This is a genomic window from Corynebacterium felinum (assembly GCF_030408755.1).
In the GTDB taxonomy this organism is placed as follows: Bacteria; Actinomycetota; Actinomycetes; order Mycobacteriales; family Mycobacteriaceae; genus Corynebacterium; species Corynebacterium felinum.
On sequence record NZ_CP047209.1, the window covers coordinates 260,905 to 282,041 of the forward strand.

Here is a 21,137-nt window from a genome sequence, read left to right on the forward strand (position 1 = left end):
CCTGAAGAAGGTGAGTATGCCTTTAGACACCCTTGATGCCCTCGTGCGATCAAATTTCACCAGCTTAGATGGTGTGACTATCGATCACACAAGTTTCGCTCAATTAACCACCTTGCATCTAGGTGGAACCCCAGCTGCGACAATTCGGTGCGCGACAACTCGCGCCGTGGTCGACGTCGTCACGCTTCTCGACGCTCACAACATCCCCCTCATCATCGTCGGCGGTGGATCAAACCTCGTGGTAGCAGACGGGGAACTTCCCGTCGTTGCCGTCGTGCTCGAATGCGACGCAATCGCGATTGACACCACCACCGGACTAGTCGAAGTGGAAGCCGGCGCTGTCTGGGATCATGTCGTGGATCTCTGCGTCGAGCAAGGATTAGGCGGGCTGGAGTGTCTGTCAGGGATCCCCGGATCAGCGGGGGCAACACCTGTACAAAACGTGGGCGCATACGGTGTGGAAATTTCTGATCTTCTCACCGAAGTTGAGCTGTACCACCGCGACAGCGGCAAACGCGAGTGGGTTGCTGCCGCAGATCTGGAGTTAGCGTACCGCTACTCAAACTTGAAGTTCACCGCCCGCGCCGTCGTCTTGGCTATTCGCCTGCAACTTTACACCGACGGATTATCAGCGCCGATTCGCTTCGGTGAACTTGCGCGCAGCTTAAACCTTCCACAATCGGAGGCTGAAGCTCGCACAAATCCGCGCACCGTGCGCGAAGCGGTACTGCAGCTCAGGGGGATGAAGGGCATGGTGTATGACGAAAATGATCACGATACGTGGTCTGCCGGGTCCTTCTTCACCAACCCCATAGTCTCAGCTGAACAAGCAGAGACAGTGCGCGCGCTCGTGCGAACAACCTTCGACGACGACACCGCTCGTCGGATGCCATGTTTTGACGTGGGGGATCAGCGCAAATTATCCGCCGCCTGGCTTATCGACCGCGCTGGTTTTAGCAAGGGCTACCCGCACGAAGGGGCGGCACGGTTATCAACAAAGCACACGCTTGCACTGACGAATCGAGGTAATGCGACAACGCAGGATCTCGTGGCGCTGGCACAAGAAATTCGCGATGGAGTCGAACAAAAATTTGGGGTTCGCCTCCACCCTGAACCGGTGTGGATCGGCGTCAGCATCGACTAAAACTCCATGAGATATCTTTCAGCCCTGCGTTCATGCCTTTGTGAAAGCAGGGCTAAGATGCGTTGAGGGGCAGGGAAAAGCACTTTTGCGCACGCACGATCAGTGATATTTCATCATCCACACGAGTGGCCAGTAGCTTCCACTCGTGCAACGGATGCATGCGAGTTCTTTTTGCTGAGCTAATGAATCCGGAAATTGGACAGATTTGAAATCACGCAGTACATAGCCTTGTGTCTTATGATTAGCCCAGCTAGTAGACACGGTGCTCATGTATGTGTGCGGGGCATTCGAGACAGGGACAAAAAGAAAAGAGCACTGGTGAAAGTGCTCTTTTCTTGAGGGTGTAGGTTATGCGCGCTTTTCTAGAAGCTGTTCTTGCACCTCACGGCGACGGATCTTGCCCATTTGATCCCGTGGCATTTCTTCAAAGTGGAAGAACGTCCGTGGAACCTTGTAGCGAGTAAGACGCTCACGGCAGAATGTCTTCAAACCTTCAGGGTCGAGAGCGGCACCAGGGCCTAAGGTGATGGCGGCAACCACAGATTCGGAACCGTCGTCACGTGGCAGGCCAACAACCGCACAATCGGTGACATCGGGATGCTCCAGCAACACTTCTTCAACCTCAAGTGGATAAACATTGAAGCCACCAGTGATAATCACTTCTTTAATGCGGGCAACCAGACGGATGAAACCATCTTCTTCCATCACACCAACATCACCAGTGCGGTACCAGCCCTTATGGAAACTTGCCGCGGTCGCTTCAGGGTTATTCAGATACCCAGCAAACACCTGTGGTCCGCGAACCAAAACTTCACCCTCGGTTCCGTCCGGAACAGTTTCATCCAAGTTGTCTGGATTAGCGATGCGCACCTCGGTATCAGGGAAAGGAATACCGACGTAGCCAGGGCGACGGTTGGTATTCATTGGATTGCCCACAATAATCGGCGAAGTTTCGGTCAAACCATAGCCCTCAACCAATAGTCCGCCGGTGAGCTTTTCCCACTGCTCAACAGTGGCAACCGGAAGGGTCGAAGCGCCGGAGAACGAGTTGCGGATACCGGAAATCGAAATACCATCACGGTCTGCAGCCTCAACGATCTTTTGATACAAAGTAGGAACACCAGGAACCCAAGTGGGGGTGTGCTTCTTCATGATCTGCATAACCAACGGGATCTGCGGTGCAGGCAACAGCACCATTTCTGCGCCGACATAGACAGCGAGGTTGAGAATAATAGTCAAACCATATGCGTGGAAGAAAGGCAACGCCGCAAGCATGCGCTCATCCTGATCGCCCAAGCCTGGAACCCACGCCTTACCCTGCAGCAAGTTGGCAAACAGGCTGCCGTGCGTCAACTGTGCACCCTTCGGTGCACCCGTTGTTCCTGAGGTGTAAAGGATAACGGCAACGGAATCCTTCGTTACCGCAGTTTCGGAAACAACATCGTCACCATTGCCACCCAATGCAGGACCTGTCAGGACTTCCCACGGGATGGTGTTCGGTGCGGCCGCATGTAGCTGCTCACGCTTCTTCGCAATGGCGGGGATTGGAAGCTTCAAGGCAAAACGCTGCAGCTTCGGCATTGCGTCAATCATATTGACCGAGACGATCGTTTCCAGCGGAGTGGTGTGGCGCAGTTTCTCCAACGTCGCACAAGCCTTGTCCCACACAATCGCAACGCGGGCACCGTGATCGTTAAAAGGATGCTCCAACTCATGCGCGGTGTACAGCGGATTATGCTCAACCACAGTCGCACCGAGCTTCAACACTGCGAAATACGCTGCCACATGCTGTGGGCAGTTCGGAAGAACAATAGCCACCCGATCGCCCTGGCGAACACCAAGAGCACGCAGGCCTGCGGCAGCAGAACGAACCTGCTTATCCAGATCGCCGTAGGTTAAAGAACGGCCGAAGAAATAAGTGGCAGGCTTTTCTGCATTGATGGCCAAATTGTTGTCGTAGAGATCAAGAAGAGTGGTGTCTTCGTAATCCAGGCTGTGTGGTGTCCATTCACCGTAGTAATCCAGCCAAGCTTTGGTCTCGTATGCAGACATCGTTGTTGCGTCCAATCTCGTTATATGAAGAGTATGAGCATCACTATCCTACGGTAAGGTAGGTTTGCGATATCAGCATAGAGCATACATCAAAATATGAGGGTTTCCTCATTAGCGGAGTGAAAACTTTGTCTGCACTGTGAGAAAAATTTCACCCGTATCACTGTTAAGTGCAGAGAAAAAAGGCGCCATGGGAAGAAATCACGGCGCCTTTTGTGAAGGGAAAATTTACGCTAAAGCTCCACTGAGCTGGCGGATCTTTTTCACCCTCGCATTTCGCACCATCAAGGTAATAGCCAGCGGAATTACCGTAAATAGTGCGAGAACGATCACCGCACCAACATAGGAGCTACCGAGATCGCCCCGGGTTGCGGAAACAAAAGCTTCACGAGCATAGCTCATCGGGGAGAACGGGTGAATGAGCTGGAATGGCTTCGGAACGGTAGCAAGCGGCCATACACCGCCAAAGGAGAATAGCCCGAAGGAGAATAATGCCAAGATCGCAATGCCACCAGTGAAACGACCAAACAGTGCACGCAACATCTGATTGCAGGCGGAAGCTGCGCTGACCATCACGGCGAAGGCAAGGGCAATCGCTGGCCATGACTTCGGTGCCCAGTCGGCAACATGGGCGCTGGCAGCCAGAACGGACACAATGATCGAGCCTGTCACGACAAGACCTGCGAAAGACTTCAATGTTGGCCCAACAAAAGCGGTGCGGCGATCTGTGCCAAACACGTGTGGAACCAAAATAGCGATCATCGCCATCAAGAGGAAACCAAAGACCATGATGATAAGCATCGACGCACCACTCGACAGCTGCTTTTCTGTCGGGTCCTTGATATCGATGATGGTCTGAACAGGGTTTGCGTTATTTTCCTTGTACGCAATTGGTACGGCGACCTGCTTAGCGGAGGCACCAACATCGGCAGCATTGGGCGCCTTCGCAGCACCCGCGGCCAACTTTTCATGAAGCTGATCGAGGCCATCCTTGATGGTCACGGAACCATCATGAAGCTTCTGCGTACCAGCGGAGAGCTTTCCGGCACCGTCATTGAGCTTGCCAGCGCCTTCGTTTGCACGCTCGATACCGTCTTTGAGCTTCAGCACACCGCCGTAGTACTCACTGTTCGGATCACTGAGCATATGTCGCATCGTCGCAGTGCCATTTTTCAGCTTCTTTAACTGCTCCACCTGGTTATTTGGGTTGCTGGCATCGAATTTATTGGCAAGATCGGCGATGCGGTTTGCCTCAGTGACAAGCCCAGCGGCACGCAAACCATCAGCAATGCCCTGAAGCTGTGGGGCGGCATTTTGGGCGGTGGTCAGAACCGGAATCAGTGTATCGGTAAGTTTGCCAACACCCTCGTCGATTTGAGCCGCACCATCACCAAGACGTGCCGTGCCTTGAGCGAGACGGGCAGCGCCATCAGCGAGCTGCTGGGTGCCGGAGGAAAGCTTCGCGGTGCCTTCAGAAAGTTGGGTGGCGCCGGAGTTGGCTTGGGCGAGCCCGTCCTTCAACCGGCCAGCGCCGTCGGCAAGCTTCAGCGAACCATCAGCCGCGCGACTAATACCGCCACCAAGGTTATTCATGCCGTCGATAATCTTGGTGGCATACGTTTCAGAAATCGAGGACGACACTGCTTGCTGCAGTCGAGGGACGAGGCCACCGGTGAGCACCGAACCGTTCGTGCCATTGAAGTCGTTGTAGGAAATAATAACTTCAGGAGTTGTTGGTTTTTCACTGAGCACCGAGGTGAGGTTTTCCGAGAACGTCTCAGGTAGCGTCACAGTGAAAAGGAAATCTCCCTTATCCAAACCTGCTTGAGCCGTCGCTGCATCCACTTCCTTGAACGAAAGGTAGTCGCGGCTTAAAAGACCCTCCACAACCTTGTCCGCATGGCGCTCAACCTTGCCATCACGCATCACACCCGCATCGTTGTTGACGAGGGCGAGATTGACAGAGCGCAAACTCTTGCCTGGATCCCACATTGCCCACATGTAGACAACAGAAACGATCATGGGAAACAAGAGGAAGATAATCGCGGTTAAGCGTTTCCAGCTAAAACTCCGACTAGCGGAAAGGTGAGATGAACAGTCAGTTCCTTCGTTCATGAAAAGCCTCCGGCACAATGAGTGAAATTTAACCGAATCATTATGGCGCAGCTGCGTTTGTATCGAAAAGCTAAAAGGCCCATGGGGCTAGACTTACGCGAGTAAAATTCGCCACAAAAACACCGAACGCGCACGTGCTATCGACGCGGGATTAATGGCGTGACCTGTTAAGAATTACTTTCTAAGCGACCGCCGATCCGCCTAGTCGCCGCCGGGCGAAAACGTGCACAAAATTACCCCTATCTGCAACGAGGGGCACAGTGGCTGCATGCGTGATGAAGAAAACAAGGAAATCACTGTATCCACAATGCGCGCACCACGCCAACACTTTTTAAGCACACGCACCAGCTAAACTACAGAATTATGCGTATCGCAATGATTTCTATGCACACATCCCCACTCATGCAACCTGGCATTGGCGACGCAGGAGGTATGAATGTCTACGTATTAAACGTAGCCACCCACCTTGCACGGCAAGGCGTTGAAGTGGACATTTTCACCCGCGCTACACGCCCAAGCCAAGGGGAAGTAGTAGAAATTGGCGATAACCTGCGGGTTATCAACATTGTTGCCGGCCCCTACGAAGGGCTGACAAAAGAAGAGCTTCCGACGCAACTGGCAGCTTTTGCCGGCGGTATTGTTCAATTCGTGAAATGTTTCGGGGTTGATTACGACCTCATTCACACGCATTACTGGCTTTCGGGACAAGTCGGGTGGTTGCTGCGTGACATTTGGGAAGTTCCACTAGTCCATACCGCGCACACGCTTGCCGCGGTGAAAAATCATCACCGCGCCGCTACAGACACCCCAGAGTCTGAGGCGCGGCGCATCTGCGAGCAGCAGCTGGTTGATAATGCCCAAGTTTTAGTGGTGAACACGCTCGAAGAAACGAACGATCTTGTTCGGCATTATGATGCTGAACCTGATCGCATTCGAGTCATGTCCCCTGGCACCGACACGGAACTTTTTACCCCAGGTACCACGAAGAACACAGAACTGGCGCGACGCCATCTAGGCATCCCCATGCATGCCAAAGTTGTTGCGTTCGTCGGTCGTCTCCAAGAATTTAAAGGCCCCCAGGTTTTGATCAAGGCAGCTGCGGAAATGCTGGCGCGAGACCCTGATCGTAATCTCAATGTCATTATTTGTGGCGGGGCATCAGGGGCGAGCGCACGATTGGAAAACTACAAAAACCTCGCTCACGAACTGGGTGTTGCACATCGCGTGCGTTTCCTTGATCCGCGTCCCCCGCAAGAGCTTGTCACAATCTACCAAGCTGCCGATATCGTGGCAGTTCCGAGCTATAACGAATCTTTCGGGCTTGTTGCCATGGAAGCGCAAGCGTCCGGAACCCCCGTGGTTGCCGCCCGCGTGGGTGGTCTTCCCATCGCAGTCGCCGAAGGTGAAACAGGCGTACTCGTCGACGGTCACGATCCTGCCGATTGGGCAGATGCGCTGACGCAATTGCTTGACGACGACGCCACACGCATGCGCATGGCAGAAGACGCCGTGGTTCACGCATCAAATTTTTCATGGCAATCCTCCGCATCGACACTCGCGGAAATTTATGCGGAAGTACTCAGCACCGAAATCCCCGAGTGTCCGAAGCGATTCGCCATGGGCAACGACAACCACTAACTACCACTCACTACTCACAATCCGCGTAACCAGACGGGCAAGGCGGATCGGCGCAATCCTGCGGGCACAAAAGAAAAGTTTATCTGTAATAGAAACCCCATAGTGGATCTTTCCAGCCTGCCACCGGTTACGCGGATGCACAGCGCGGTAGAGCGTATCGGCAATCGTTTCTGGAGAAATGCGCACACCCAGCCGTCTCACACTGGCAGTATCCACTTCGGCTAGTGAGGTTTTGACCCACAAGGGCTGAAGCGAAATCACCCGAATTTTCTTTTTTCGCCACTCAAGATTCAACGCCTCAGTGAAGCCTGTGACAAAAAACTTCGTCGCCGAATACACTGCAATTCCCGGCTGCCCATAAATCGCCGATGCTGAACCCATAGTGACCAACGTCGCGCCGGGTGCGAGGTATTTATGCGCCGCATGTGCGCCGAGGCTAATGCCGGTGCAATTGACCGTAATCTGTCGTGCAATGTCGTGGGGGTCTAGTGTGTGGATATCGCCGGGGATGAGGATTCCCGCGTTGTTATCAACCACATCGATGCTGCCGTTGGTCTGAGAAGCAAAATGGGCGAGAGCCTGCTCCCAGGAGTTTGGATCTGTGACGTCGAGAAATCCGCTGATAAGGCGTGGGTGGCTATAGGGTATTTCAGCGAGATCGTAGGCTCCGACGGTCCATCCTTCGTGGAGGAATTTTTCGGCGACGGCTTTGCCGATACCTTTCGCTGCACCAGTAATAAAAATAGAAGGCATGGTTCTACTGTAGGTTCAACAGCTGTGCTTGGGAGGGGTGGAAAGTTGTGTGATTTTTTGGCAGCGAAGTTCGCTAGGCTAGTGGGCATGACAACTATTGACGAACGTAGCACTGACACAATTGCCGTTGAAAATCCTCGCACTGGGCAGATTATTGCTCACCTGCCAGCGCTTTCGCGCCAGCAGGTGATGGATGCGTTTGCGCACGCTCGCCGTGCGCAGCGCCAGTGGGCACGCACGCCGGTAGAGCAGCGGGTGAAAATTGTTATGCGCCTGCATGATCTGGTGTTGGCAAAGCAGGCTGAGATTGTGGATATTATTCAATCGGAAACGGGAAAGAATCGGGCAAGTGCTTTTGATGAGATCCTCGATGTGGTAGTGACTGCACGTCATTATGGAAAGAAGGCACCGAAACTTTTAAGCCGAAGCAGGGCTAAAGGTGCTTTGCCCGTGCTGACCAAAACGCGTGTGGATCACGCACCGATTGGTGTGGTGGGGATTATTGCACCATGGAATTACCCGCTGACGTTGACTTTGTCGGATGCTATTCCTGCGTTGCTGGCCGGCAATGCGGTGATCGTGAAACCGGACCCCAAAACTCCATTGAGCGCAATTGAATCGGAAAAGATTGCCCGCGAAGCCGGGCTACCCGAAGGTTTGTACACGATCCTTACTGGGCATGCAGATGTCGTTGGGCAAACAATTGTGCACAATTCTGATTATCTGATGTTTACAGGTTCAACAAAAACGGGGCGTATTCTTGGAACACAAGCAGGTGAACGGCTCATTGGGTACTCGGCGGAACTGGGCGGGAAAAACCCCATGATTATTGCCCGTGATGCCGATATTGATCGGGCAGTACGGGGCACGATCGACGGATGCTTTTCCAATAGCGGGCAATTGTGCGTGAGTGTGGAGCGTATTTTTGTCCATCGCGCTGTGGCGCAGCGCTACACGGAAAAGCTAGTTCAGGCGGTCGAGGCGCTGACTATTGGCGGCGGAGGCTGGGAAGAAAATATTGGTTCGCTCATTTCTGCGGAGCATGCAGACAGGGTGATGGATTTTGTTGACGATGCTGTGCGCAAAGGGGCACGTATGCTCACAGGTGGGCGCAGGCCAGATCTAGGGCCGGCGTTTGTTGCACCCATCGTGTTAGTGGATGTTCCTGAAGATGCGCACATGTATCGGGAAGAAGTGTTTGGCCCGGTTGTCTATATCGAAACTGTGGATGATGAAGACCAGGCGCTGGCAAAGGCGAATGATTCCGAGTATGGTCTTAACGCGTCAATTTTTGCCAGCCCGCGTCGTGGGTGGGAGTTGGCGCAGCAGGTTGAGGCGGGAACGGTGAATATTAATGAAGGATTTGCGGCCGCTTTTGGTTCCGTTGATGCGCCGATGGGCGGGTGGAAATCTTCCGGTCTTGGTCGTAGGCATTCCGATTATGGGTTGTTGAAATATACGCAAGCGCGCACTATTGCGCAGCAGCGTCTTGTCCCTGTATCTGGCCCCAAGGGGATGGATAAACACACCTATGCGCAGGTGTTAAGTACCGTCCTGCGCTGGGGTAAGCGCGTGCTTTAGTGCGGGGGTGAGGATATGTGAATGCACGGTGCTTTCGTGAATGTAGAGCGTGCTCGTTACACTTATGCACATGACGGAAATCACTCAATCTACACCCACGTCGCCTTCGCCACTTGATGAGGCTGCCGTTCGCTATGTGCATGACATGGCGGCGTTGATCCCCACTGCGGCAACTGCGTGGGGCATTCCGGGCTACGATGATAAGCTCCAAGACTTCAGCCCACGCTTTCACGAGCAAGTCGCTGCGCGTACCCGCAGCATGCTTGACGACGTCGACACGCTTGAGGGCGACGACATTACGAAAGCCGTGATGCGCGATCGCCTCGGGATCGAACTTGAGCTGCATGAGCGAGGCGAAAACCTCCGCGCACTCAACAACATTGCCTCACCTGTGCAGGAAATTCGCGATACCTTGCTGCAGATGCCGGAAGCAGGGCGGGCAGAGCGTGTCGCCCAGGTGCCTCAGGCACTGGCGGGCTATCGGGAATCGCTGGAACTTGCAGCAAGCCAGGGCAACGTTGCAGCCCGACGCCAGATCACTAAGCTGCAAGAACAACTTGCGCCACTAGCCCATGGTGACACCCTCAACGGGCTTGGGCACGAAGCGGACGTGACCAAAGCGAAGGAAGCGTTTGCGCAGCTTGGTGAGTGGCTGCGCACGACCCTTGCCCCGCAAGCACCTGAAAAAGATGCGGTTGGTCGCGAGCGTTACGAACTGTTTAGCCACGAATTTGTTGGCGCGAAAGTTGATCTTGATGAGGCCTACGAATGGGGCCTTAGCCGCTTGGAAGAAATCATTGATCAGCAACAACACTGCGCGCGTGAACTCTATGGTGCAGACGTGAGTGTCGATGAAGCGTTGAAGCGTTTGAATGGCGATGAACGCTACACCCTGCATGGCGTTGACGCGCTGAAAAACTGGATGCAAACAATCGCCGATAAAGCGGTGGAGGATCTCGCAGGGGTACATTTCACCATCCCGGAGCAAATGCGCACCATCGAATGCTGCATCGACCCCGCGGGAACCGGCGGAATTTTCTACACCCCACCGGCAGAAGATTTCTCCCGCCCAGGCCGCATGTGGTGGTCGGTGCCTCCTGGTGAGACCACCTTCCACACCTGGCAAGAACTGACAACGGTGTACCACGAAGGAGTGCCAGGACACCACCTCCAGTGCGGAGTTGCCGCCTGCGAGCGCGACAACCTGAACCTGTGGCGTCGAATCGCCTGCTGGAACTCAGGGCACGGCGAAGGCTGGGCCTTATACGCTGAAGCGCTGATGGCGGAACTGGGATATCTCGACGACCCAGGCTTCCGCATGGGCTTATACGATGCGCAACGACTACGCGCAGCCCGAGTTGTGCTCGATATCGGCGTGCACTTAGAAAAGAAGAACCCTGAAGGTGGCGCGTGGGACTTTGACTACACTCGTCAATTCTTGCGTGGGCATGTGGCCATGAGCGATGCAAACCTTGACTTTGAACTGCATCGTTACTTGGGCTGGCCAGGTCAAGCCCCGAGCTATGCGCTTGGTCAGCGTCTGTGGCAGCAGCTGCGTGCCGACGCCGACACGGCAGGCATGAGCGCTCCACAGTTCCACGAAAAGGCGTTGAAGCAAGGCTCCATCCCGATGGACATCCTGCGCACGGCAGTGCTGGGCTAAGCAGGCGCGATGATCGACTACGCCTGGCTTATAGCACCAGCATTTCTGGCTGGGTGGGTCGATGCAGTCATTGGTGGAGGTGGGCTCATTTTAGTCCCGGCGCTTCTGAGCGCAGGTTTAGCCCCTTCCACCGCTTTGGGGACAAACAAGCTCAGCGCAGTATTCGGCACCGCTTCAGCAGCACTTGTCCTGGTGAAGAAAGTGGGGGCGCCACTTGCGCTGGGTAGATTTGTCGTCATTGGGCTCCTATGCTCGGGTTTGGGGGCATTATTGGCCAGTAGTCTCGCGCAAGAAATAATGCGCCCAATCGTGATTGTCCTCTTGCTCGTTGTGGGCATTTTTGTTGCTGTGCGCCCGCACTTTGGGCAGCTTCAACAAGGACGAAAGCACCGTCGAGTTTTACTCATTGTGCTCGTGTCGGTGATTTCTTTTTATGATGGCATCTTTGGCCCCGGTACGGGCATGTTTTTGGTCATGGCATTTACCGCATGCGCAACAGGGGATTTTCTCCACTCGTCCGTGATGGCAAAAGTGGTCAATACCTGCACTAACGCGGGGGCGCTGGTGATGTTTATTTTTTTAGGCCACGTGTATTTTCTCCTCGGAGCAAGCTTGGCTGTAGCCACTATTCTGGGTGCCCAACTAGGAGCCCGCACGGTCATTGGGGGCGGGGCGCGTTTTGTCCGCATCGCACTTGTGATCATGGTTATTGTGATGGCAACCAAGCTTGGGATTGATTCACTCGCAGGTGGGGCTTTCACCTAGGAGGGCCGGGGGGATGGGGTGAAAAGTGTTAAAAAGTGCACATTTCACCGAGCTGGGGCTGACGTTAAGCGTAATTAGTGGCAGACTTGGAAGCATGGCTAATGGAAAACTAGTGCTCCTCCGTCACGGACAGAGCGAATGGAACGCATCGAACCAGTTCACCGGTTGGGTTGATGTCAACCTCACTGCGAAGGGCGAAGAAGAGGCAAAGCGCGGTGGCGCGCTGCTGCGCGAGGCAGGCATTGTGCCCACCGTGCTCTACACTTCGCTCCTGCGTCGCGCGATTCGCACCGCAAATATCGCGCTTAATGAAGCCGACCTGCACTGGATCCCTGTTATCCGCGATTGGCGTCTGAACGAGCGCCATTACGGTGCGCTGCAGGGTCTGAATAAGGCAGAGACTAAGGAAAAGTACGGCGACGACCAGTTCATGGCGTGGCGTCGTTCCTACGACACCCCACCACCAGCACTGGCTGATGACAGCGAGTACTCCCAGGTCAACGATCCTCGCTACGCACATTTGGATGAAGTTCCACGCACCGAATGCCTCAAGGATGTTGTGGTTCGTTTCATCCCTTATTTCGAGGAAGAGATCCTGCCTCGCGTGAAGAACGGGGAAACCGTCCTAGTTGCAGCTCACGGCAACTCCCTGCGTGCCCTTGTTAAGCACCTGGATGCTATTTCCGATGAGGATATTGCGGAGCTGAACATCCCTACCGGTATCCCACTGGTTTACGAGTTGGATGAAAACGGTACGGTACAAAACCCTGGCGGTACTTATCTTGATCCGGAAGCTGCAGCCGCTGGTGCCGCAGCAGTAGCAGCACAAGGCGCGAAGTAAGCACTAAGATTTTAGTGCAAGATCGTGTAGCAAGATAGTGCATATCTTCGCAGCATTTATTCTGGGCGTGGCCTTAACGGGCCTCGCCCTAGCTGCGTTTTCATGGGGGAAAGCGCGGTATCGCAGGTATCGGCATGCGGCAACGCTCACTGATAATAAGGTGACCACAGTCAGCCAGATCCTGCACCTTGCAGTGCAAGGATCGCCGACCGGGGTGACGGTTGTTGACAGGAGTGGGGGAGTGGTTCTGTCTAATGAACGCGCCCACGATATGGGGGTGGTTCACGAGCGAACCATCAACGAAAAAGTGTGGGTCGTTGCGGAAAGAACCTTCGACGATAAAGAGGAACACTTTATCGATTTCACTACGTCGCGCAAGACGGGCTCACGGGTGACAAGTGTGCGGGCGGTAGTAAAACCACTGACGCTTATTGATGATCGGTATGCGATTATTTACACCACGGACGAATCGGAAAACGTGCGTATGGAATCTGCGCGCCGCGATTTCGTGGCCAATGTTTCGCATGAATTGAAAACACCAGTCGGGGGGATGGGACTTTTAGCAGAAGCTCTCGCTTCCGCCTCAGATGACCCCGAGCAGGTGGAATATTTTGCGCATCGCCTGTACAAAGAGGCGCATCGGCTAGGGGAAATGATTTCCGAACTCATTTCCTTGTCTAAACTGCAAGGCGCTGAAGCGCTCCCAGAGATGGAGCCGGTGTTTGTCGATGAGATTATTGAAGAGGCTCTGGCCCGAAATGTGCTCGCGGCGGAGGGGGCAGATATCCGTTTCCAGCGATGCTCGCCCTGCGGGCTGCAGGTATTGGCGGATCGTAGTTTGTTGGTGACAGCAGTCTCCAATCTTGTCTCAAATGCAATTAACTATTCGCCCAACGGTTCGAAGGTGGCGGTCAGTGCTAAACTTCACGCCCGCGATATAGTGCTCATTGAGGTGGAAGACCATGGAATTGGCATCGCTCCCGAGCACCAGCAGCGCGTATTCGAGCGGTTTTTCAGGGTGGATAAAGCTCGTTCGCGATCTACCGGCGGAACGGGCCTTGGGTTAGCTATTGTTAAGCACGTGGCAGCCAATCATGGTGGTCGCATTCGTTTGTGGTCGAGGCCAGGCAGCGGTTCAATTTTCAGCTTGGAGCTGCCTGTATTCCACCCCGATGACGATGGTGACATTCAGGATCGAGAAGTTAATGCTTCGCTTTTTCGCGCTCCAAGGCTTGGGGGCCGTCGAAAGGAGACACCCCTATGACAACAACAATTTTGTTGGTTGAGGATGAAGAGTCTTTAGCTGAGCCTTTGATGTTCCTTCTGCGCAAAGAAGGATTCACGGTCATTCATGCAGCTGATGGGCCTTCGGCTTTGGTGGAATTCGACCGCAACCCAGTCGATATTGTGTTGCTGGATCTCATGCTGCCCGGCATGTCGGGGACAGACGTGTGCAAGCGTCTGCGCGCAGTATCGTCCGTGCCCGTGATCATGGTGACAGCCCGCGATTCCGAAATTGACAAGGTTGTAGGGCTAGAAATCGGGGCGGATGATTATGTGACCAAGCCGTATTCTTCCCGCGAACTTATTGCTAGGGTGCGGGCAGTACTGCGCCGTGGCGGTGACGTCATGCTTGACGACGTCGGCGATGAGCTGCTGTTTAATTACGGTCGCATCCGGCTCGACATTGACAGTCACACCGTCGTTGTCGATGGTGAAGCCGTAGCCATGCCATTAAAAGAATTCGACCTGCTGGAATATCTCATGCGTAACGCGGGACGAGTGCTCACCCGCGGTCAACTTATCGACCGAGTATGGGGCGCCGATTTCGTCGGCGACACTAAAACCTTGGATGTGCACGTCAAACGCATTCGAAGCAAAATTGAAGAAGATTCTTCACGCCCCCGACACCTAGTCACCGTTCGCGGCGTGGGCTACAAATTCGAAAAATAACTAACGCGAAGCCGGATGCACACCAAAAATCTCGTTTACATCCACACCCTGTTCCGCAAGGGCGCTGCGGGCATGAAGACGCTTACGCAGGTAGCTGGCCAAAATCTCAAAAGGAGCATCGCCAATAAGCGCCCGCAGCTCCTGCTCGCAGCTTTGCCACAGCGGGGACGCGTTGGTATGGCAAGCCGGTGACGTTGTGCAATACCAATCGAAATCCTCGCCACCATTACCCCACCCACGACGCTCATACTCAGTAATCGTTGTACGCAGAATTTCTTGGCCATCAGCACGATCCTCATAGGCTTCTAACCTGCGCAACGGCAACTGCCAACACACTTCGGGTTTGACCACGGTGAGATCCTCACCAGCGTCAAGCGCCCACTGGTGAAGAGCACAGCCCGTCCCCGTTGCCCACCCCGATCGGTTAGCAAAAATACAGGCACCATCAACGATGACGGTTTTTAAAGCGGGTTCTGGCTCGCCTTCCTCATTATCCAACTCATCCCACACCAGCCACGGTTCGAGCTGAGATTCATCATTTTCCTCCAGATACTCATCGACAGTGGTGGGACGCAGCTGCCAGTAGCGGGCCGGCATGCGGCTAACGGCGTCGATAAGCTGCTCCCGATCCGTTTCATCGCACAAAAAAGCACCATGATTGCAACAACCCACGTCAGAAAAACCGGCCACAATGCCCTGACACACGCCGGTGCCGAACGCACAACTGTAATAAGATTCCAGCCACGTTAAATCGATACTAAACACGTGCAAAGGGTCATGCGGATGCGTAAATTCCCACCATTGACGTGGGAAATCTGGAGCTAACTCCGCACCCCGTTCAATGGAAAGAGCGGCAGGGGAGGAGGAAGGAAATCCAAGATAAACGGGAAAAGTATCAGGGCGGTTCACACTTAAGTACCCTAGACCGTCTAACCTTAAACATGTGAGATTAGGTGTATTAGATGTGGGTAGTAATACTGTCCACCTTGTAGCGGTCGATGCGCGATTAGGTGGTCCGCCAACCCCAATGAGCGATTGGAAAGCGACCCTGAAGCTTGTCGAGTACCTCGACAAGGATGGGGCGATTGATGCCAAAGGCATCAAAAAGCTGACCGATTCAGTTGGCGAAGCGAAAGAATTAGCGCAGCGTCTAGGCTGCGATGAGCTGAAGCCTTTTGCTACCTCCGCCGTACGTTCTGCGGTGAATGCGAATGAGGTGCTCGAGCACATCGAGCGCGAAACAGGCGTCCGCCTTGAGATCCTCTCGGGCGCGGATGAAGCAAGACTCACATTCTTAGCTGTGCGTCGTTGGTACGGGTGGTCTGCGGGCCGGATCACCAATCTTGACATCGGCGGTGGTTCGCTGGAAATGACCACCGGTGTGAATGAAGAGCCAGACGTTGCTGTTTCTTTGGATTTAGGTGCAGCGAGACTGACACACAACTGGTTCGATATTGATCCACCAGAGCGCAAAACTGTGAATTTGCTGCGGGATTATATCGACGCTGAGTTAGTCGAACCTGCAAAAGAAATGCGTGCGCATGGTCAAGCCCGGCTTGCCGTGGGTACCTCAAAGACGTTCCGCACGCTGGCGCGGCTGACAGGTGCAGCGCCTTCGTCGGCAGGAATTCATATCACTCGGGAGCTCACGGCTCCTGGCTTGCGTCAACTGATTGCCTTTATTTCTCGTATGACCGCTGCAGATCGTGCCGAGTTAGAGGGCGTATCAGCAAACCGCTCGCATCAGATCGTCGCCGGCGCTTTAGTTGCAGAAGCGGCGATGCGCGCGTTGAATATTGAGAGACTAGAGATTTGCCCGTGGGCATTACGCGAGGGCGTAATTTTCCGCCGCATTGAACGCGGTCTTGATCTGCAGTCATAACTTTGGGAAGGTTAAAGCTATGAGCGAAAAGCAGCTGACAGTAGCCGAACTACTAGCGAAGGCTGGTAAGGAGGAGCCAAGTGGCTCCTCTCGTAGGCGACGCCGCCGCAGTATCGAGGAAGGTGGCGTGTCTGTTGCCGAATTGACCGGCAATATCCCGAAGGTGGATGCGAAGCCCGCAGAATCCAAGCATTCAAGCGAGCCGATCGACCCCGAACCTGTCGAACCTACCGTCGAAGACAGTGCATCGGATGCCCCCGTCACTACCCCTGATGGTGCGGGTGTTGAGGCGAATAAGGCCGAAAAAGTCGAAGAAAAAGCTGATTCGTCATCTAAGTCTACTCCGGTTGAACCTTTCCAGGAGCAACGCGATGATGCGGCCGAGCCGGAAGATGCGCTAGAGCAAGACGCCAGTGAGGAAGAAACACACGAGGATGAGGCAGCCGACGACGCTGAGGACGCTGCCAATATTGTGATTTCGGTAGTCAGCGCAGATGAACCACTGCGGTTAACCACCGGTGCGTTCCGTGCGCAGCTGCCGGAGAAGGCGGAATCTGCACGAGAAGACGCCACAGTTGTGCTTCCTGCCGTCGAGGATGAAGAGATGCTTGCTCTCGCGTCTTTGGGTGCCGCAGCTGCTGATGAAGCAGATGAGGACTACGAAGAAGACTATGAAACCGAGGAAGACTTCGACGAAGCCTACGATGAACAGTTGGCTGAAGAAGAATATGACGAGTACGAAGAATACGACGACGAACTCGTTGACGAAGACGCCGCTGACTACGACGATGATGTCGAGTACGAAGAAGTAGAGTCCGACTACGAGGACATCGACGAGGCTGAAGCTGAGTATGCTCTAGAGGAAGCTGCTGAAGCTGACGAAGAAAAAATGTCGATCGTCGCTGTCGCTGCGATGGCATTGGTGGGCATCATTTTGGGCGTGGCTTTGTTTACCGGGTTCCAGTACCTGTGGTCGACTATGAGCAAAACCACCGTCGGATTGATTGCCTTGGGCGTGACCGCAGCATTGGTCGTGTTGGTCAAGCTCTTGCGCACCTCCCGCGACGGTGTGTCGATGTTCCTTGCCGGCATTGTTGGTTTAGTGATGACATTCGGCCCACTGTTGGTTGTGGGTTTTTAGAAAAATAACGCCGCATAATGCGATAAATATCATCGCTTTATCGCAAGCAATCTCTTCTTAATACCTGCTGTCAGCTGTGCACATGGGTCAAGGAGGGATTGTTTTTCTGTAAAGATGTGCGAAGCAGCTGAAGATTTGGCATGGTTGTTGCTATGAGTTCGATAGCAGTAATTGGCGGCGGCAAGATCGGAGAAGCTTTGATTGCAGGGCTTCTCGACGGGGGCGTGAACCCTAAAGATATTCATGTCACGAACCGCAGCGTAGAGCGCGGGCAGTATTTACGCGAGAAATTTTCCGTTGTGCCGTTCGTGGATAACGGTCCCGCTGTCGACGGCGTGGATGTGGTCTTCATCTGTGTGAAGCCGAAAATGGTGCTGAAGGTTGCCGAGGAAATCGCGGAGATCATCGACAATAACGATGCAACAACGGTGGTTTCTATGGCCGCAGGTATTACCAACGCAGCACTGGAAGAGGTGTTAGCTGCAGGTGCGCCTGTGATCCGCGCAATGCCGAATACTCCCATGCTGGTAGGCAAGGGGATGACTGCGCTCGCGCCGGGTCGCTTTGTTGATGAGGAGCAGCTGGCGAAGGTTACCACGCTGCTTCAGGCAACAGGTGCGGTGCGTGTGGTGGAAGAATCTGATATGGACGCGGTTACTGCGATGAGTGGATCTTCACCTGCGTATTTTTTCTTGATGATCGAAGCGATGATTGATGCTGGTGTCAATCTTGGCTTGAGTAGGGATGCTGCGAAAGATTTGAGCGTGAATGCGCTGTATGGCGCGGCGGCCATGCTGAAGGAGACTGGTGAGGAGCCACAGCAGCTGCGTGCAAATGTTTCCTCCCCTGGGGGTGCGACTATTGCTGCGATCCGTGCGTTTGAAGAAGCCGGCTTGCGTGCGGCTGTCTATGATGCGACGCAGGCGTGTGCGCGTCGTTCGGCGGAGCTCGGTTAGTTTTTCGCGTTGACCTTTTCCCTCGTTGTATTTGTGGAAAGTAGTGGTGTGTGCTGCTTCTTTCTGCGAGTAACACGGGGGTTATTTTGTTTCGTTACCGTCTTTTTTTCACTTTGGGTCGCACCAGTCACATGTTTCACGCTAAACTCATAAATGCACGTGCGTGTTTCTTCTGCGGGAGGGGAAGCCTGCAGCGCGCTCGTGGCTGAAGGGTTAGATAAATATTATGGCTAAAGAAGATACTGGAACCTTCTTGACAGTCGCTGAGGTCGCGGAGATTATGCGCGTTTCTAAGATGACTGTCTACCGGTTGGTTCACTCTGGTGAATTGCCGGCGGTTCGTGTTGGGCGCAGCTTCCGCGTCCACGAGCGGGCAGTGAATGAGTACCTCGATGCTTCGTTCTACGAAGCGGGTTAAGGGGCTTGTGCGCCGCCTGTGATCGGAAATAGGGGCGAAGAGGATTGGTGTGGTGTTTTACCACGGTGATTTTCTTCGCTCCTTTTTCTTTCACTGCTGTGTGGAGTTGGTGGCGGTAGCAGATCTGGGGTTGTGTTGTTGTGGGGGCTGTTAATCTGGGTGATTTTTCCATATGCACGTATTCTCGGTATGATTGAGCCCATTCGTGTCAGCATCTGCTCGCGCACGGAACCTTCGGCTGTATCCAGATTCTGTGTGGAGAGAGCATGAGGTTCATACTGCAGGGCGAAAGTGCACTTCGGACTGCTGTGAAGCATTCAGTTCGTGCCTAGAGCTTGGCTGACATCGGAAGTACGTACTCCAACTAGTAAGCGAGGGAAACCGTTATGGGTTCTGTCATCAAGAAGCGCCGCAAGCGCATGTCCAAGAAGAAGCACCGCAAGTTGCTGCGCCGCACCCGCGTTCAGCGTCGTAAACTCGGCAAGTAAGCCTTTTCTGCACCAACCCCTCTGCACGACTATGAAACACACATAGTTGTGCAGAGGGATTTGTGTATCTGATGGGCGCTTTTAGCGGCGTAGCGCTTTCCATGAGAAAAGCGCAGTGATGAGTGCTGGGAGCCCGAAGGTGCGTACGGCTTTACGGACGCTGCGGTAGTCGTGGATGGTCCAGCCGCGACGCTGCGCTTCCTTGCGCAGGGCGCGGTCAGGATTGATTGCGACAGCCGAACCCATCATGGTGAGCATGGGGATATCGTTAATGCTGTCGGAATAGGCGGTGCAGCGATCGAGGTCGAGGCGTTCGAGCGCGGCGAGCGCGGCCACTGCGTGACGTTTGCCGGGGCCGTGGAGGATATCGCCGACGAGCCTGCCGGTGAATTTTCCGTCTTTGACTTCCGCAACCGTACCCAGTGCCCCGGTGAAGCCGAGGCGTTTGGCAAGGATTTGCCCGAGCTGGACTGGTGTGGCGGAGACGAGCCACACTTGCTGACCAGCGGCAATATGGTCTTCGGCGAGCTGCTTGGTCCCTGGCCAGAGTTTTTCACTCATGTGAGTGTCGACGATTTCTTCGCAGAGCTCGACAAGTTCATCAACACTTCGGTTGGCGATGAATTCGAGGGCTTGCTTGCGTCCTTCGGCGACATCGGAGGCGTTTTCGGCACCGGTGATGCGAAACTTCAGCTGTTTCCACGCCACGGGGAGGATCTCCCCGAGTCTGAGGTAGCGTTTGCGGGCTAAGCCGAGTGCAAAAACGATCAGGGATGATCCCTGGATGAGGGTGTTGTCGATATCAAAGAACGCTGCTGCGCCGTGTTCTTGGGGGATGTTGGGGTCGGGTTGGGTGAGGTGCAGTTCCCCTGCTGCTTCCAAAGAGCCGCTCACGGAATCCAGGCCAGAGGTGAAGGCGTCAAGCTCAAGATCGAACAGTGAGCTCACGGCTAATGCAGCGGCGGCCTCGCCGGCCTCGCGCTGTGTGGATTCGTCAATGGGGGGTAGGGCGTGTTCTTCGAAGAACCTGCGGACATTTCCCCGGCTGCTGCTCCAGCTGGCGAGAAAATCCTCGGGCCGCTGATGCCACTGTGGCTCATGCTTATTCATGCTTTAAGTGTGCGCCCCTTACGGCTTAAAAGTGTGGTGTGGAAAGGCAGTGTTCTAATAATCATGCCAGAGGAGGGATAGTTTTGCCTGTGCAATGATCATGGGGTGATCGATGAGTTGTGATCTTATGCACGTGAGCCTAGTAGTGCTGGGGTACAGACGCATCAACGACACGGTGAATATGTGGCATGGGTCATAAGCATATCGATTGGTTGAGTGTCTCTAGTCGCTGGCAGTGCTAGATTACAGATCAGGCAGGGGGATACCCCCTAAAGAAGGTGGATGCTGAAAGGTATAAAGTGACATGGCTAATCGTGTGGAATTGATGGTGCGCAAGACCTGTGGTTCCTGTGCTCGGGTGGCTGATCAGATTGCTCCGGTCGTGGCTGCGGCGGGGTTGGAGCTGATTATCTGCGATGTCGATGAGGATCAGGAGTGGAGGTTGGAGTATTCCGATAGGGTTCCGGTCGTGGTGATTGATGGGGAGGAATTTAGTTGTTGGGAGGTTGATAATGACGAGTTAGCCCATGCTTTGTTGTGAAGCACACCCCCTAATGATTAGGGTGGAGTGAATCGAAAATACAGGATGGTAATCGATCGAAAGTTTGAGATTTTACTATTCTGGTGGGCACAACAG

General features: G+C 54.2%; 19 protein-coding genes. 14 read left to right on the forward strand and 5 right to left on the reverse strand.

What is annotated here, in order from left to right; all coding sequences use genetic code 11:
* Positions 1-16: 16 nt before the first annotated feature.
* The gene (locus CFELI_RS01170) at positions 17-1,144 is read left to right on the forward strand and encodes a UDP-N-acetylmuramate dehydrogenase (protein ID WP_277103664.1); all 1,128 of its coding nucleotides are present in this window, start codon (positions 17-19) and stop codon (positions 1,142-1,144) included.
* A 348-nt stretch (positions 1,145-1,492) separates the two neighbouring features.
* On the opposite strand, the gene CFELI_RS01175 is transcribed toward CFELI_RS01170, so the two are convergent.
* Together CFELI_RS01175 and CFELI_RS01180 are read right to left on the reverse strand one after the other, a co-directional pair.
* Positions 1,493-3,196, reverse strand: coding sequence for a long-chain-fatty-acid--CoA ligase (locus CFELI_RS01175; protein WP_277103663.1), 1,704 nt, complete (start codon positions 3,194-3,196; stop codon positions 1,493-1,495).
* 228 nt (positions 3,197-3,424) lie between these two features.
* Positions 3,425-5,311: a YhgE/Pip family protein gene (locus tag CFELI_RS01180; RefSeq protein WP_277103662.1), complete on the reverse strand. Its 1,887-nt coding sequence runs from the start codon at positions 5,309-5,311 to the stop codon at positions 3,425-3,427.
* A gap of 363 nt (positions 5,312-5,674) precedes the next feature.
* On the opposite strand from CFELI_RS01180, the gene mshA reads away from it, so the two are divergent.
* The gene (gene mshA, locus CFELI_RS01185; protein ID WP_277103661.1) at positions 5,675-6,949 is read left to right on the forward strand and encodes a D-inositol-3-phosphate glycosyltransferase; all 1,275 of its coding nucleotides are present in this window, start codon (positions 5,675-5,677) and stop codon (positions 6,947-6,949) included.
* On the opposite strand, the gene CFELI_RS01190 is transcribed toward mshA, so the two are convergent.
* Positions 6,950-7,702 (reverse strand): SDR family oxidoreductase, encoded by a 753-nt coding sequence (locus tag CFELI_RS01190; RefSeq protein ID WP_277103660.1) that lies wholly within the window; start codon positions 7,700-7,702, stop codon positions 6,950-6,952.
* An 87-nt stretch (positions 7,703-7,789) separates the two neighbouring features.
* Here CFELI_RS01190 and CFELI_RS01195 point away from each other — a divergent pair, with 87 nt between their 5' ends.
* The 6 genes from CFELI_RS01195 to CFELI_RS01220 all read left to right on the forward strand — a co-directional run bounded on the left by CFELI_RS01195 (position 7,790) and on the right by CFELI_RS01220 (position 14,505).
* Positions 7,790-9,283, forward strand: coding sequence for a succinic semialdehyde dehydrogenase (locus CFELI_RS01195; protein WP_277103659.1), 1,494 nt, complete (start codon positions 7,790-7,792; stop codon positions 9,281-9,283).
* 64 nt (positions 9,284-9,347) lie between these two features.
* Positions 9,348-10,946, forward strand: coding sequence for a DUF885 domain-containing protein (locus tag CFELI_RS01200; RefSeq protein WP_374724756.1), 1,599 nt, complete (start codon positions 9,348-9,350; stop codon positions 10,944-10,946).
* A 9-nt stretch (positions 10,947-10,955) separates the two neighbouring features.
* Entirely contained in the window at positions 10,956-11,711 is a 756-nt protein-coding gene (locus CFELI_RS01205; protein ID WP_277103657.1) for a TSUP family transporter, read from the forward strand.
* A gap of 94 nt (positions 11,712-11,805) precedes the next feature.
* Positions 11,806-12,552, forward strand: coding sequence for a phosphoglyceromutase (locus tag CFELI_RS01210; RefSeq protein WP_277103656.1), 747 nt, complete (start codon positions 11,806-11,808; stop codon positions 12,550-12,552).
* 37 nt (positions 12,553-12,589) lie between these two features.
* Positions 12,590-13,816: a sensor histidine kinase gene (locus CFELI_RS01215; protein ID WP_277103655.1), complete on the forward strand. Its 1,227-nt coding sequence runs from the start codon at positions 12,590-12,592 to the stop codon at positions 13,814-13,816.
* On the forward strand, positions 13,813-14,505 hold the full coding sequence (locus tag CFELI_RS01220) for a winged helix-turn-helix domain-containing protein (protein WP_277103654.1): 693 nt from the start codon (positions 13,813-13,815) through the stop codon (positions 14,503-14,505). Before CFELI_RS01215 ends, CFELI_RS01220 begins: the two co-directional genes overlap by 4 nt.
* On the opposite strand, the gene CFELI_RS01225 is transcribed toward CFELI_RS01220, so the two are convergent.
* On the reverse strand, positions 14,506-15,414 hold the full coding sequence (locus tag CFELI_RS01225; protein WP_277103653.1) for a DUF3109 family protein: 909 nt from the start codon (positions 15,412-15,414) through the stop codon (positions 14,506-14,508).
* 34 nt (positions 15,415-15,448) lie between these two features.
* On the opposite strand from CFELI_RS01225, the gene CFELI_RS01230 reads away from it, so the two are divergent.
* From CFELI_RS01230 to CFELI_RS01250, 5 genes are all read left to right on the forward strand, one after another.
* Complete coding sequence (locus tag CFELI_RS01230) at positions 15,449-16,387, forward strand: Ppx/GppA family phosphatase (RefSeq protein ID WP_277103652.1); 939 nt, start codon at positions 15,449-15,451, stop codon at positions 16,385-16,387.
* Positions 16,388-16,406: 19 nt separating this feature from the next.
* Positions 16,407-17,528: an Rv0497 family membrane protein gene (locus tag CFELI_RS01235; protein WP_277103651.1), complete on the forward strand. Its 1,122-nt coding sequence runs from the start codon at positions 16,407-16,409 to the stop codon at positions 17,526-17,528.
* A 152-nt stretch (positions 17,529-17,680) separates the two neighbouring features.
* Entirely contained in the window at positions 17,681-18,484 is an 804-nt protein-coding gene (gene proC, locus CFELI_RS01240; protein WP_277103650.1) for a pyrroline-5-carboxylate reductase, read from the forward strand.
* A gap of 226 nt (positions 18,485-18,710) precedes the next feature.
* Positions 18,711-18,902 (forward strand): helix-turn-helix domain-containing protein, encoded by a 192-nt coding sequence (locus CFELI_RS01245; RefSeq protein ID WP_277103649.1) that lies wholly within the window; start codon positions 18,711-18,713, stop codon positions 18,900-18,902.
* Positions 18,903-19,288: 386 nt separating this feature from the next.
* Positions 19,289-19,390 carry a 30S ribosomal protein bS22 gene (locus CFELI_RS01250; RefSeq protein WP_003402602.1) on the forward strand — a complete coding sequence of 34 codons (102 nt, stop codon included), beginning with the start codon at positions 19,289-19,291 and terminating at the stop codon, positions 19,388-19,390.
* Between the two features lie 81 nt (positions 19,391-19,471).
* Here CFELI_RS01250 and CFELI_RS01255 read toward each other — a convergent pair whose 3' ends face one another.
* Entirely contained in the window at positions 19,472-20,500 is a 1,029-nt protein-coding gene (locus CFELI_RS01255) for an HAD-IB family hydrolase (protein WP_277103648.1), read from the reverse strand.
* 304 nt (positions 20,501-20,804) lie between these two features.
* Here CFELI_RS01255 and CFELI_RS01260 point away from each other — a divergent pair, with 304 nt between their 5' ends.
* Positions 20,805-21,041 carry a glutaredoxin family protein gene (locus CFELI_RS01260; RefSeq protein WP_277103647.1) on the forward strand — a complete coding sequence of 79 codons (237 nt, stop codon included), beginning with the start codon at positions 20,805-20,807 and terminating at the stop codon, positions 21,039-21,041.
* Positions 21,042-21,137: the final 96 nt, after the last annotated feature.

Excerpts from the sequence above, each read along its gene's own strand:
- CFELI_RS01170 (WP_277103664.1), top strand. The coding sequence starts at position 17 with ATGCCTTTAGACACCCTTGATGCCCTCGTGCGATCAAATTTCACCAGC.
- CFELI_RS01175 (WP_277103663.1), bottom strand. The coding sequence starts at position 3,196 with ATGTCTGCATACGAGACCAAAGCTTGGCTGGATTACTACGGTGAATGG.
- CFELI_RS01180 (WP_277103662.1), bottom strand. The coding sequence starts at position 5,311 with ATGAACGAAGGAACTGACTGTTCATCTCACCTTTCCGCTAGTCGGAGT.
- mshA (WP_277103661.1), top strand. The coding sequence starts at position 5,675 with ATGCGTATCGCAATGATTTCTATGCACACATCCCCACTCATGCAACCT.
- CFELI_RS01190 (WP_277103660.1), bottom strand. The coding sequence starts at position 7,702 with ATGCCTTCTATTTTTATTACTGGTGCAGCGAAAGGTATCGGCAAAGCC.
- CFELI_RS01195 (WP_277103659.1), top strand. The coding sequence starts at position 7,790 with ATGACAACTATTGACGAACGTAGCACTGACACAATTGCCGTTGAAAAT.
- CFELI_RS01200 (WP_374724756.1), top strand. The coding sequence starts at position 9,348 with ATGCACATGACGGAAATCACTCAATCTACACCCACGTCGCCTTCGCCA.
- CFELI_RS01205 (WP_277103657.1), top strand. The coding sequence starts at position 10,956 with ATGATCGACTACGCCTGGCTTATAGCACCAGCATTTCTGGCTGGGTGG.
- CFELI_RS01210 (WP_277103656.1), top strand. The coding sequence starts at position 11,806 with ATGGCTAATGGAAAACTAGTGCTCCTCCGTCACGGACAGAGCGAATGG.
- CFELI_RS01220 (WP_277103654.1), top strand. The coding sequence starts at position 13,813 with ATGACAACAACAATTTTGTTGGTTGAGGATGAAGAGTCTTTAGCTGAG.
- CFELI_RS01235 (WP_277103651.1), top strand. The coding sequence starts at position 16,407 with ATGAGCGAAAAGCAGCTGACAGTAGCCGAACTACTAGCGAAGGCTGGT.
- proC (WP_277103650.1), top strand. The coding sequence starts at position 17,681 with ATGAGTTCGATAGCAGTAATTGGCGGCGGCAAGATCGGAGAAGCTTTG.
- CFELI_RS01245 (WP_277103649.1), top strand. The coding sequence starts at position 18,711 with ATGGCTAAAGAAGATACTGGAACCTTCTTGACAGTCGCTGAGGTCGCG.
- CFELI_RS01250 (WP_003402602.1), top strand. The coding sequence starts at position 19,289 with ATGGGTTCTGTCATCAAGAAGCGCCGCAAGCGCATGTCCAAGAAGAAG.
- CFELI_RS01255 (WP_277103648.1), bottom strand. The coding sequence starts at position 20,500 with ATGAATAAGCATGAGCCACAGTGGCATCAGCGGCCCGAGGATTTTCTC.
- CFELI_RS01260 (WP_277103647.1), top strand. The coding sequence starts at position 20,805 with ATGGCTAATCGTGTGGAATTGATGGTGCGCAAGACCTGTGGTTCCTGT.